The sequence below is a fragment of the Polymorphospora sp. NPDC051019 genome, from assembly GCF_040683055.1.
In the GTDB taxonomy this organism is placed as follows: Bacteria; Actinomycetota; Actinomycetes; order Mycobacteriales; family Micromonosporaceae; genus Polymorphospora; species Polymorphospora lycopeni.
In genome coordinates this window covers 22,844-35,648 of the sequence record NZ_JBFBCH010000008.1, presented here as the reverse complement: position 1 = coordinate 35,648, position 12,805 = coordinate 22,844, and the positions used below count along the sequence as shown (strand labels likewise).

The 12,805-nt window shown below is 74.5% G+C and carries 4 protein-coding genes; all 4 read left to right on the top strand.

Annotated elements, in window-relative coordinates:
• Positions 1-7 precede the first annotated feature (7 nt).
• The 4 genes from AB0M79_RS16425 (at position 8) to AB0M79_RS16410 (ending at position 12,803) form a co-directional block, all read left to right on the top strand.
• Positions 8-1,474 (top strand): MFS transporter, encoded by a 1,467-nt coding sequence (locus AB0M79_RS16425; RefSeq protein ID WP_364213697.1) that lies wholly within the window; start codon positions 8-10, stop codon positions 1,472-1,474.
• Between the two features lie 70 nt (positions 1,475-1,544).
• Positions 1,545-4,409 (top strand): type I polyketide synthase, encoded by a 2,865-nt coding sequence (locus AB0M79_RS16420; protein WP_364213694.1) that lies wholly within the window; start codon positions 1,545-1,547, stop codon positions 4,407-4,409.
• Between the two features lie 31 nt (positions 4,410-4,440).
• A complete protein-coding gene (locus tag AB0M79_RS16415; protein ID WP_364213691.1) occupies positions 4,441-11,280 on the top strand; it encodes a MupA/Atu3671 family FMN-dependent luciferase-like monooxygenase in 6,840 nt (2,279 codons plus the stop codon).
• A complete protein-coding gene (locus AB0M79_RS16410) occupies positions 11,277-12,803 on the top strand; it encodes a condensation domain-containing protein (protein ID WP_364213688.1) in 1,527 nt (508 codons plus the stop codon). Before AB0M79_RS16415 ends, AB0M79_RS16410 begins: the two co-directional genes overlap by 4 nt.
• The last annotated feature ends 2 nt before the right edge of the window (positions 12,804-12,805 follow it).

Genomic DNA, 12,805 nt, shown 5'->3' with positions numbered 1-12,805 from the left:
TGCGCGCATGAGAGTCAGTGGGTCCGCGAACGGCGCCTCGCGCGCCATGCGGCACTTCCGTTTCCTCGCCGTCGGCAACGCCGTGTCCTCCTACGGCAGCTACCTCAACATGGTGGCACTCAACCTCTTCGCCTATCACCTGACCGGCAGCGCACTGCAGACCGGCCTGTTCATGGCGCTGCGGCTGGGCGCGAGCTTCCTCACCGGCCTGCTGGCCGGCAGCGCGGTGTCCAGGCTGGACCGCAAGCGGGTGATGGTCACCGCCGACTCCACCCAGGCGGTCGCCATGGTGGTGCTCGTGCTCGCCCCGGTGGCGACGCAGAGCACCCTGCTCTACGCCATCGCCACCATCACCGGCATCTGCGGCACGCTGTCCAGCGTCGCGCTGCGCAGCAGCATCCCCGAGATCGTCGGGGCCGACCGGCGGGTACGCGCCAACGCCCTCCTGGTCACCGGGCGGTCCCTGGCGATGGTGGCCGGGTTCGCGTCCGCCGGGCTGGTCATCGCCACCCTCGGCTACACCGCGGCGTTCATCATCAACGCGCTGACCTTCGCCTTCGCCGCACTCAACCTGGCCCGGCTGCCGATCAGCACCCGCAGGATCGCCGCCGCACCGGCTGCCGACGGCCCGGCCGGCGAAGCCGGCGCGAAACGGGAGAGCCTGCTCGGCGCGCAACTCACCGCGTTGCGCTTCCTCAAGGCCGCCCCGATCCTGCTCGCCATGATCGGCCTGCGGGCGATCGACGGATTCGGGTCCGCCTCGCACAACGTCGGCCTGCCGGTGCTCTCCAGCAGCATCGACCCGGGCAACCCGGCCGCGTTCATGTCGCAGTTCTGGACCGTCTGGGCGATCGGCAGCATCCTCGCCCAGCGCGCGGTGGCCTGGTGGTCGAAGCGGAGCGAACGCTCCATCAACGAACGGGCCTTCGCGATCGGCGCCATCGTGATGTCGCTGGCGTTCATCCTCGCGTTCACCACCCCGCCGCTGATCTTCGGCATCCTCGTCGCGCTGCTGGCCGGCGTCGCCGACGGGTTCACCGAGATCGCGTACACCTCGCGGCTGCAGACCGCGCCGGACGAGCAGCGCGGCTACGTCTTCGGCTTTTCGGCGATGGCGGAGAACTTCGGCTTCGGTGGCGGCATGGTGCTCTGCGCCGCGCTGATGGAGCGGATGAGCCCGCTCGCGGTCGTAGCGATCTTCCACGGGCTGGCCATCGTGCTCGCCCTGGCATTCCTCGCCGTTCTCGTCCTGCGCCGACGGGGACGCGGGACCGCCGGGCCGACCGACACCGGAGAGCCGGCCAGGACCGGTGACCCGGTTCCGGAACCGGCCGGCGGCGTACCCGAGGTCGTCAACCGCCCCACCGGCCCCACCACCGAACGCGGCGAGGCGGACATGGCCGAGCGGAGCGAGGGCGTCGGCAAGCTCAGTACCAGTCATGGGCCGGCCGAGCGGAGCGAGGCGGGCACATGACCGAGCGCAGCGAGGGCATCGGCAAGCTCAGTACCAGTCATGGGCCGGCCGAGCGGAGCGAGGCGGGCACATGACCGAGGGAATGGACCGGCGGATCGCGGTCATCGGGATGGCGTTCCGGCTGCCCGGTGCCGACAACCCGCAGACCTACTGGCGCAACATCCGCGACGGGGTATGCAGCGTACGCCGCTTCGGCGACCGGGAGCTGGCCGCGGCCGGCGTACCCGCCGACCTGCGCGGCGCACCCGACTTCGTCGGGGTCAGCGGCGTGCTCGACGACATCGAGGGGTTCGACGCCGAGTTCTTCGGCATCAGCGCCCACGAGGCCCGGGTCACCGACCCGCAGCACCGGATCTTCCTGGAGACCTGCTACCACGCGCTGGAACACGGCGGCTACGCCGCCACCGCGCCCGGGACCCGGGTCGGGGTGTTCGCCGGGGTCGGCTTCCACCTCTACCCGCTCAACACCTACCTGTTGAGCAACCTCGCCCATCCCGACCGGGCCGACGACTGGCTGTCGGGGATGCAGGTGGCGGTCGGCAACCACGCCGACTTCCTCGCCACCCGGGCCTCCTACCGGCTCGGGCTGACCGGGCCGTCGATGGGGGTGCAGAGCGGCTGCTCGACCTCACTGGTCGCGGTCCACCTGGCCAGCCAGGCCCTGCTCGCCGGCGACGCCGACCTCGCGGTGGCCGGCGCGGCCGCGGTGCACGTGCCGGTGGCGCTCGGCTACCGCTACGTCAAGGGCTCGATCCTGTCCCGCAGCGGCCGCTGCCGGGCCTTCGACGCCGAGGCGGACGGCACCGTCGGCGGAAACGGGGTCGCCGCCGTACTGCTGAAGCGGTTGGACCGGGCGGTCGCCGACGGCGACACGATCCACGCGGTGCTGCTCGGGTGCGGGATCAACAACGACGGCGCCGCCAAGCACAGCTACACCGCGCCGAGCGCGGCCGGGCAGCGCGGCGCGCTGCTGCGCGCGTACGAGGTCGCCGGGGTCTCGCCGGACGGGATCGGCTACCTGGAGACGCACGGCACCGGCACCTTCAAGGGCGATCCGATCGAGTTCGACGGCATGACCTCGGCGTTCCGCGAGCACACCGACCGGGTCGGCTACTGCGCGATCGGCTCGGTGAAGCCCAACATCGGGCACCTCGACGCCTGCGCCGGCATGGCCGGCCTGATCAAGACGATCCTGGTGCTGCGGCACGGCGAGATCCCGCCGATGGCCGGCTACCAGCGCCCCAACCCGGCCCTGGACCTCGACACGAGCCCGTTCTACGTGCCGACCGCGCCGCGCCCGTGGCCGGCCGGTGACGGGCCGCGCCGGGCGGCGGTGACCGCACTCGGTGTCGGCGGCACCAACGTCCACCTGATCCTGGAGGAGGCGCCGGCGCGGCGCGTACCGGCCGGCGGCGCACAGATCCCCGGCCTGCTGCCGCTGTCCGCCCGGCACCCGGACGCGCTGGCCGGCCTCGCCACGGCGCTGCGCGACCACCTGCGCGGCGACCCGGACGTCGAGGTCGCCGACCTGCTCACCACCACGGCGCTCGGGCGCCCGCACCTGCGGCACCGCCTGGTCGCCTTCGGCGCCACCCCATCGGCTCTGGCCGACGCCCTCGACGCGTATCTCGACCGGCCGGACCGGTCCGACCTCCGGTTCGTCACCGGCGAGCCGGCCCAGGACGCGCCGGTCTTCCTCTATTCGGGGCAGGGCACCCCGGCACCGGGGATGGCCCGGGTCCTGTACGACCGTTTCCCGGCCTTCCGCGCCGTACTCGACGAGTGCGACCGGCTGCACACCGAGGCCGGCGGCCGGTCGCTGCTGGCCGCGCTCACCGGTGAGTCCACATCGGACGCGGTCTGGGACACCGAGTTCGCCCAGCCGGCGCTGTTCGCCTACCAGGCGGCGCTGACCGGGCTGTGGGCCGCGCTCGGGATCGCCCCGGGCCTGGTCGCCGGGCACAGCGTCGGCGAGTACGCGGCCCTGCACGCGGCCGGCGCGCTGTCGCTGGCCGACGGTATCCGGCTGACCCGGCTGCGCGGCGAACTGATGCACCGGGCGACCGCTCCCGGCGGAATGCTCGCGGTGCTCGCCAACCCGGAGACCGTCGACCGGGTCCGCGCCGAATGCCGTGACCTCGACCTCGCCGCCGTCAACACGCCGACGAACCGGGTGCTCGCCGGGCCGGCCGCCGCCGTGGACCGGGCCGGCGCGCTGCTCGACGGGTGGGGTGTGCGTTGGCAGCGGCTGGCGGTCGACCGGGCCTTCCACTCCGCCCTGCTCGATCCGGTGCTGGCCGACCTGCGCCGGGCGCTCACCACGGTGCCGCTGCGCCCGCTACGGATTCCGCTGGTCAACGGCCTGGACGGCACGGTGCTGCCGGCCGGACACGTGGTCGACGTCGCGCACCTGCTGCGGCACGCCCGCGAGCCGGTCCGCTTCGACCTGGTGCTGGAGACGGTCGGCCGGTCCGGGGACGCGCCGCTGGTCGAGGTCGGGCCGAACGCCGTACTGGCCGGGCTGGGCCGCGCGGTGCTGCCGGACCGCCCGGTGACCGCCACCCAGCGGCGGGGCGCCGAGATCGAATCGCTCGGCCGGGCGGTCGCCCGGCTGCACGCGACCGGCGCCGCCGTGAACTGGCCGGTGCTGCTCGCGGGCTGCGGCGGCGGGCGGGTGCCGCTGCCGGCCTACCCGTTCCAACACCGTCCACACTGGATCGGACCGGTCGCCGCCGGCCCGCCGCCGGCCGGGGCCGACGAACAGACGCTGCGGGCCGTCGCGGCCGTCGCGGAACAGGTACGCGGCCTGGCCGCCACGCAGGCCCGGCTGCTGGGCCAACTCGCCGAGGTCGTCGCGGCACGACCGGCCACCGAACCGGGGGCACCGGCCCCGGCGACCGACCGCCACAACGGCAGCAGTGTCTCTGGGGTGTGACCCCGGCCAACCGCAAGTCTCTGGAGGAACGATGCTGGGAAACGGGGCCACGAGCCGCACCGACCGGAGCCCGGGTGTCGAGGACGTCTCCGAACGGGTCCGCGAACTCACCGCACGGCACCTGGGCTGTGCCCTGGCCGACGTACGGGTGGACACGCCCTTCCTCGACCTGGGCGCCGACTCCCTGACGATGATCAACATGCTGCGCGAGCTGGAGGGCGAGTTCTCGGTACGGGTCGCGATGCGCGAACTCTTCGACGAGGGCGACACCCCGGCCCGGCTGTCCCGGCTGGTCGTGGCCCGGATCGGCGCCGGCCCGACGGGCGCCCCTCCCCCGGTCCCCGCCCCGGCCGCGTCCCCTGCCGCGCCCGTGACGCCGTCCCCGGTGAGCATGCCGGCGGTTCCGGTCCCGCCCGCCCCGGTGCCCGCCGCGCCGGCCGTGATCGCGGCGCCGGCGCTGCCCCCCATCGCACCCGCCCCGCCGGCCGTGATCGCGGCACCGGCCCCCGCCGCACCCGCCCCGCCGGCCACCGTCCCGGCGCCACGGCAACCCGCCGAGTCCGTCACCGGGCAGCTCCCGGCCGCCGGGAGCCCGGCCGCGCCGGCCGGCGGCGCCATCGCCGACCTCGCCGCCCAGCTCCAGGAGATGGTCCGGCAGTCGCAGCTCATCGAGGAACAGCTCGCCGTCCTGCGTTCCGCCACCGCACCGCCGGCCGCCCCCCAGCCACCGGCCGCCCCCCAGCCGCCGGCCGCCGCACCGGCGCCGGTCGCCGCCGAAGCCTCCGCCGCCGGAACCACCGAGGGCGCCCCGGCCGCCCCGGATACCCCGGCCGTGGACGCGCCGGTCGTACACGGGCCGAGGGTGACCGTCGCGCACGGCTCGGGGATGACGGCCGGGCAGCGCACCGACGCCCAGCGGGCACACGTCGACGAGCTGCGGCAGCGGCTCGTGGCGAAGACCCGGACCTCCCGGGAGATCACCCAGCGCTATCGCCGGCCGCTGGCCGACAGCCGGGCCGTGGTCGGATTCCGCAGCGGCACCAAGGAGATGTTGTATCCGATCGCCGGCCAGCGGGCCCGCGGCTCCTGGCTGGAGGACGTCGACGGCAACCGCTACGTCGACATCACGATGGGCTTCGGGGTGCTGCTCTTCGGCCACGAGCCGCAGTTCGTGACCGAGGCGGTACGCGAGCACCTGTCCCGGGGCGTCCAGCTCGGGCCGCGCAGCATCGACACCGGCGAGGCGGCGGTACTCCTCAGCGAGATGGTGGGGCTGCCCCGGGTCGCGTTCGCCAACTCCGGCACCGAAGCGAACTCGGCCGCGATCCGGCTGGCCCGGGCCGCCACCGGCCGCGACAAAATCGTGATGTTCCACGGGTCGTACCACGGCCACGCCGACAACGTGCTCGGCCGTTCCAACGGGACCGGCGCCGACCGGGTCACCGTCCCGGTGTCGACCGGCATCCCGGGCAGCGCCGTCAGCGACCTGGTGGTCCTCGACTACGGGGCGCCGGAGAGCCTGGCCGTCATCGAGTCGCTGGGTTCGGAACTGGCCGCCGTGATCGTCGAGCCGATCCAGAGCCGGCACCCGACGCTGCGACCCGTCGAGTTCCTGCACTCGCTGCGGGAGATCACCACCCGGCACGGCATCGTGCTGATGTTCGACGAGATGCTGACCGGCTTCCGGCCGCACCCCCGGGGGGCGCAGGGCCTCTTCGGCGTCACCCCCGACCTGGCGACGTACGGCAAGGCGCTCGGCGGCGGCTTCCCGATCGGCGCGATCGCGGGCCGCGAGGACATCATGGACGGCGTCGACGGCGGCTTCTGGCAGTACGGCGACGACAGCCGCCCGCCCCGCGAGACGACGTTCTTCGGCGGCACCTACATCCAACACCCGGTGTCGATGGTGGCCGCCCGGGCGGTGCTGACCCATCTCAAACAGCACAGCCCGCACCTCCAGGAGCGGCTGAACGCGCGCACCGACGAACTGGTCGGGTCGCTCAACCGGTTCTTCGAGGACGAGGAGTTCCCGGTCCGGCTGGGGCACTTCGGTTCGCAGTTCCGTTTCGAGCACCGCGCCGACATGGAACTGCTCTACCACCACCTGCTGCTCAAGGGCGTCTTCGTGTGGGAGTGGCGGAACTTCTTCCTCTCCACCGCGCACACCGACGCCGACGTGGAGCAGGTGGCCGACGCCGTACGCGACTCGCTGCGGGAGATGCGGTCCGCCGGCTACTTCCCGACCGGTGGCGGCGTACCGGTCCCGGCCGCCGCGCCCGTCCCGGCCCGGAGCGCCGCCGGGTCCGCCGTACCGGCCCGGGCCGACGCCGGGACCGCCGTACCGGCCCGGGCCGACGCCGGGACCGCCGTACCGGCCCGGGCCGACGCCGGGACCGCCGTGCCGGTGCGGGCCGACGCCCCCGCCCCGCCGGGGTCCCGCACCGCCGAGCCGGTCGTGACGGCCGCCCGCACCGAGCCGGTGCCGGCGGGTACGCGGACGGCACCGGACTTCAGCGTCTACTTCTTCGGCGACTATCCCGCCGACAGCGCGCCCGACGAGAAGTACCGCTCGATCATCGAGACCGCGCGGTTCGCCGACACCCACGGCTTCCACTCGCTGTGGATGCCGGAACGGCACTTCCACTCCTTCGGCGGCGTCTTCCCGAACCCGGTGGTGCTCGCCGCCGCGCTCGCCCGGGAGACGACCCGGATCCGGCTCAACGCGGGTTCGGTCGTACTCCCGCTGCACGACCCGGTCCGGGTCGCCGAGGAATGGTCCATGGTGGACAACCTGTCCGGCGGGCGGGTCGGGATCGGGTGCGCGTCCGGCTGGCACGCCAACGACTTCGTGCTGGCCCCGCAACACTTCGGCCGGCACCGCGAGGTCATGTACGAACATCTCGACCAGGTCCGCCGGCTGTGGCGCGGCGACCCGCTCACCCGGGTCTCGGGCAGCGGCGAGGAGGTGCCGGTACGCATCTTCCCGCGCCCGGTGCAGTCCGCGCCGCCGATGTTCACCGCCGTCGTCGGGCGCCCGGAGTCGTTCCAGCTCGCCGCCGAGCACGACCTCGGCGTCATCACGAACCTGATGAGCCAGTCGGTTGAGCAGCTGGCCGACAACATCGCGCTGTACCGGAAGGCGCGGGCCGCGCACGGGCTCGATCCGGGCCGGGTGGTGGTGCTGGCGCACACGTACGTCGGCACCGACGGCCGCCGGGCGCGGGCCGAGGCGTTCGAGCCGCTGCGGTCGTACATGCGCTCGTCGCTGTCGCTCTTCGGCCAGGTCACCAACAGCCTCGGCTTCCAGATCGACATGGACAACGTACGCGAGGACGACCTCGACTTCGTCTTCGAGCGGGCGTACGAGCGGTACTGCGAGTCCCGGGCCCTGATCGGCTCACCGGACGAGTGCGCGGCGGTGGTCGGGTCGCTGGCCGCCGCCGGCGTCGACGAGATCGCCGCCCTGGTCGACTTCGGGGTGCCCACCGAGCGGCTGGCCGACGGGCTGCCGCACCTCGACCTGCTGCGCCGGCGCTCGGCCGCCGAACCGGCCCAGCCCGCACCGGCGCCCGCCGCGCCGATCGAGGTCGCGCCGGCCCCGGCCCGGCCGGCCGCCGACGTCGACGGGCCGCCGCGCACCGCTCCGCTGTCGCCCGGACAGCGCCGGATCTGGTTCCTCGACCGGCTCTTCCCCGGCCGCAGCGCCTACAACGAGCCGGCCTTCATCCGGCTGGACGGCCCGCTCGACGTACCGGCGCTGCGGGCCGCGCTGGACCAGCTCGTCGAACGGCACCCCGCGATCCGTACGGTCTTCACCGAGGTCGACGGCGAGCCGGTGCAGCGGGTGCTGCCGCCGGCCGCGGCGGACTTCACGGTCGAGGACCACACCGGCGCCGACGAGGACGCGGTCTGCCGGGTCGCGGTGGAGCGGGAGAGCACGCACGTGTTCGACCTGACCACCGGCCCGCTGTTCCACGCCCGGCTGCTGAGGCTGGCCGACACCCGGCACGTGCTGGTGCTGTCGTTCCACCACATCGTGGTCGACGCGACGTCGGCGACCGTCGTCACCCGCGACCTGTCGGCGCTCTACCGGGCCCGGGTCGAGGGTGTGCCGGCGGCGCTGCCCGCACTGCCGCGCGGGTACGCCGACTTCGCCGTGGAGCAGGTCGCCGCGCTCGACGGCGACAAGGCCCGGGCGGACCTGGCCTACTGGCGGGACCGCCTCGGCGGGGAGCTGCCGGTGCTGGCCCTGCCGACCGACCGTCCCCGGCCGCCGGTGATGGGCACCCGGGGCCGGTCCGTCGTCCGGCTCGTCGAGCCGGCGGTCGCCGCCGCGCTGCGGACCCTGGCCAGCCGCGAACGGGCCACCCTGTTCATGGTGCTGACCAGCGCGTTCGCCGCGACCGTCGGCCGGTACGCCGGGCAGGAGGACGTCATCGTCGGCACCCCGGTGACCGACCGGCCGCCGGGCGCCGAGGAGGTCGTCGGCTTCTTCCTCAACACCCTGGCCCTGCGCCTCGACCTGACCGGCGACCCGGCGTTCACCGAGCTGCTGGCCCGGACCCGGGCGACTGCGCTGGCCGCCTACGACCACGCCGACGTGCCGTTCGAGAGCGTGGTCGGCGCGGTCGCCCCGGAGCGCGACACCAGCCGCAACCCGATCTTCCAGGTGATCGCCGAGTTCGAGAACGACGTCGCGTTCCGGCTCGACCTGCCGGGTGTCACCGCGACCACCCTCGACGTCGGCGCCGACCGGGCCGTCGTCGACCTGGTCCTCTACCTGACCAACCGGCGCGACGGGATCGGTGCCCGGCTGGAATACAACGTCGACCTGTTCGAGGCGTCGACCGCGCAGCGGCTGGCCGACACCTTCGTCGGCCTGCTGGCGGCGGTCGCCGCCGACCCCGGGGCGCCGCTGTCGCGGCTGGGCGGGCTCACCGCCGCCGACCGGGAGACGCTCGACCGGTGGGGCTCCGGCCCGGTCCGGCCGGTCCCCGACGAGTGCCTGCACACCGCCGTGGCCTGCCGGGCGGCGACGGCGCCGCAGAGCGTCGCGGTCTTCGGCGGCGGCACGGTGCTGACGTACGGGCAGCTCGACGCGCGGGCCGACGAGTTGGCCGGCCGGCTGCGGGCGGCCGGCACCGGACCCGGTGACGTCGTGGCGTTGTGGCTGCCCCGGTCGCCGGACCTGGTCGTGGCGATGCTCGCGGTGCTGCGGGCCGGTGCCGCCTACCTGCCGCTGGATCCCGGACTCGGCGCCCCCCGGGTAGGGTTCATGGTCGCCGACAGCCGAGCCCGGATCATGTTGTCCACATCGGACGCCGATGTGCCGCCGTTGCCGGACGGGGTGGCCGTGGTGCACCTCGACACGGTGTCCGGCACGCCGGCCGCCGGCATCACCGCGCCGGCCGGTGACCCGGACGCGGCGGCCTACGTGATCTACACCTCCGGTTCGACCGGCCGGCCGAAGGGGGTCGCGGTCAGCCACCGCGCCGTACTGAACCTGATCCGGTGGCACACCGACGCCACCGGCGTCACCCCCGCCGACCGGCACGCCGTCGTGTGTGGACAGAGCTTCGACGCCTCGGTGCTGGAGGTCTGGCCCGCGCTGCTCGCCGGCGCGAGCCTGGCGATCGCCGACGACCACGTACGCCTCGACCCGACGGCCCTGGCCCGCTGGTACCGCACCGCCGGGGTGACCCTGACGATCCTGCCCACCGCGCTCGCCGAAGCGGTCCTGGCGCTGCCGGCACCGCTCCAGCCGCCGCTGCGGCACCTGCTGATCGGCGGCGACCGGCTGCGGACCCGCCCCCACCCCGGCGTGTCGTACGAGGTCCGCAACGTCTACGGCCCGACGGAGGCCACCATTCTGGCGACCACCGCCGTCGTCGCCGACCCGACCGTCGACGACGGCCCGGTCAGCATCGGCCGGCCGGTCGACAACGTACGCCTGCACGTGCTGGACGCCGCCGGACGGGCGGTGCCGGTCGGTGCCCGCGGCGAGCTGTACATCGGCGGGCCGGGCCTGGCGCTGGGCTACCTGCACCGGCCGGAACTGACCGCGGAACGGTTCGTCACCGGCGTCCCGGCCGCGCCCGGCGAGCGGCTCTACCGCACCGGTGACCTGGTCCGCTGGAACCCGGCCGGGGAGCTGGAGTTCCTGGGCCGGATCGACGACCAGGTGAAGGTCCGCGGCTACCGGGTGGAGCCGGCCGAGGTGACCGCCGTGCTGCTCGGGCTGGACGGGGTCATCGACGGCGTGGTGACCGCGCCGCGCGACCGGTCCGGCGACGCCTACCTCGCCGCGTACGTCGTACCGGCCGGCGGCGCCGCCCCGGACGGGCTCGCCGGACGGCTGGCCGACGCCCTGGCGCGGGAACTGCCGGACCACATGGTGCCCCGGGCCTGGGCGTTCCTGCCGGCGCTGCCGGTGAACAGCAACGGCAAGGTCGACCGGGCCGCGCTGCCCGCCCCCGAGTTCCAGGCCGGCCCGTCCAACCCGGGACCGGCCCCCGCCACCGTGCGGTCACCCGCCCCGGCCGGTGCGGTGCCGCCGGTGGTCGCCGCGCCACCGGTGACGGCCGTGCCGGCGGAGCCGGACCGGCCCGCCGACGACCTGGAGCAGACGATACGGGCGCTGTGGTGCGCCGCACTGGACCGGGCGCCGGACCAGACCCCGGCCGACGCGTCGTTCTTCGCCCTCGGCGGCCACTCGATCACCGCGATGCGGCTGCTCGGCCGGCTGCGGGAGACGACCGGCGTGGAGTACCCGGTGCTGCGGTTCTTCCGGGCGCCGACGATCCGGGCGATGGCCGAGCACCTGCGTGAGCAGCGGCCCGCCGCCCCCGCCCGGGTCAGGGGCACGCTGTGAACCTCGACGAACTGCTGGCGTACGTCGCCGGCCACGACGTGCGGCTGACGACCGACGACGGGCAGCTCCACTTCGACGCCCCCGCCGACGCGGTCACGCCCGAACTGGTCGCGGCGCTGCGGACGTACCGCTCCGAGCTGCTGGACCGTCTCGGTGCCGGGCCGGCGCCGGAGCGGGTCGAGGTCGCCCGGGGTCCGCTCTGCTACCAGCAGGACCGGATGCTGTCGGTCATCAACGCGAACCCGCCGACCGCCACCTGGAACGTCAGCATGCGGCTGGTCCTCACCGGCACACTCGACGAGGCCGCGCTGCGGACCGCGCTGGACGCCGTGGTGGCCCGGCACGAGGCGCTGCGGTCCCGGTTCGTCGTCGACGGCGACGGGCCGGTGCAGATCGTGTACGCCCACCAGCCGGTGACGCTGCCCGTCGTCGACGTCACCGGCCTGCCGGATCCGGACCGGCTGGAGCGGGCCGAGAACGTCAGCCGGGCCGTCGCCCAGACCGCGTTCGACCTCGTCCACGAGCTTCCGCTGCGCCTGCAACTGGTCCGGGTCGACGCGCACACCTGGTGGTTGATGATCGTCGTGCACCACGTCGCCTGCGACGGCTGGGCCGTGTCGGTGATGTTGCACGACATGGCGGCCGGCTACCGCCGGGCGCTGGCCGGCGAGGCCCCCGACCGCACCCCGCCGGCCGTCCAGTCGATCGACTTCGCCCACTGGGAGCAGCGGGTGTACGACGCCGGGACCCGGCGCCGGCGGGCGGACTACTGGTCGACGGAACTGACCCTCGAAGGATTCGCCCTCGACCTGCCGTACGACCGGCCGGAGCCGGCGGTGCCGACCGGGCGGGGCGGGGCCCACCACTTCCTCGTGCCGCCCGACGTGGAGCGCGACGTCAGGGCGTTCTCCGTGGAGCGGAACACGACGCTGTTCCCGACGCTGGCCGCGGCGATGGGGGTGCTGCTCGCCCGGCTGACCGGTCGGGGCGACGTCACCATCTCCCTGCCGTACGCCAACCGGGACCGGGGCGAGTTCGCCGAGACGGTCGGGATGGTGGCCTGCCCGTTGTTCATACGGGTCCGCGCCGACACCGCCGCCACCTTCGCCGACCTGGTCGACCAGGTCGGGATGGGACTGTTCGCCGGAGCAGACAACATGCTGCCGGTCGGGTGGATCTACGACCGGCTGATCGAGGATGCGGGTGGCGGGTCGCCGCCGCTGGCGGCGGTGAGCTTCGCGTACCAGAGCACCCTGAACCTGGAGCTGGACATGCCGGGGCTGACGGCCGAGGTGGAGGACCTGCCGACCGGCGCCGCCCGCAAAGCGCTGCTCTGCGGGCTGATCCCCCGGTCGTACGGGCTGGAGGGCTACCTGGAGTACGCACTCGACCGGCTCGACCCGGCGACGGCGGAGTCCTGGATGGACGGTTACCTGGAGGTGCTGGCGACGGCCTGCCGGCAGCCGCACCGGCCGCTGTCCGAGCTGACCGGGCTGCCGGCCCCCGTACCGGCAGCCGTCTGACG

Bases quoted from the DNA above. Each gene is read 5' to 3' on its own strand.
- AB0M79_RS16420 (WP_364213694.1), top strand. From the start codon at position 1,545: ATGACCGAGGGAATGGACCGGCGGATCGCGGTCATCGGGATGGCGTTC.
- AB0M79_RS16425 (WP_364213697.1), top strand. From the start codon at position 8: ATGAGAGTCAGTGGGTCCGCGAACGGCGCCTCGCGCGCCATGCGGCAC.
- AB0M79_RS16415 (WP_364213691.1), top strand. From the start codon at position 4,441: ATGCTGGGAAACGGGGCCACGAGCCGCACCGACCGGAGCCCGGGTGTC.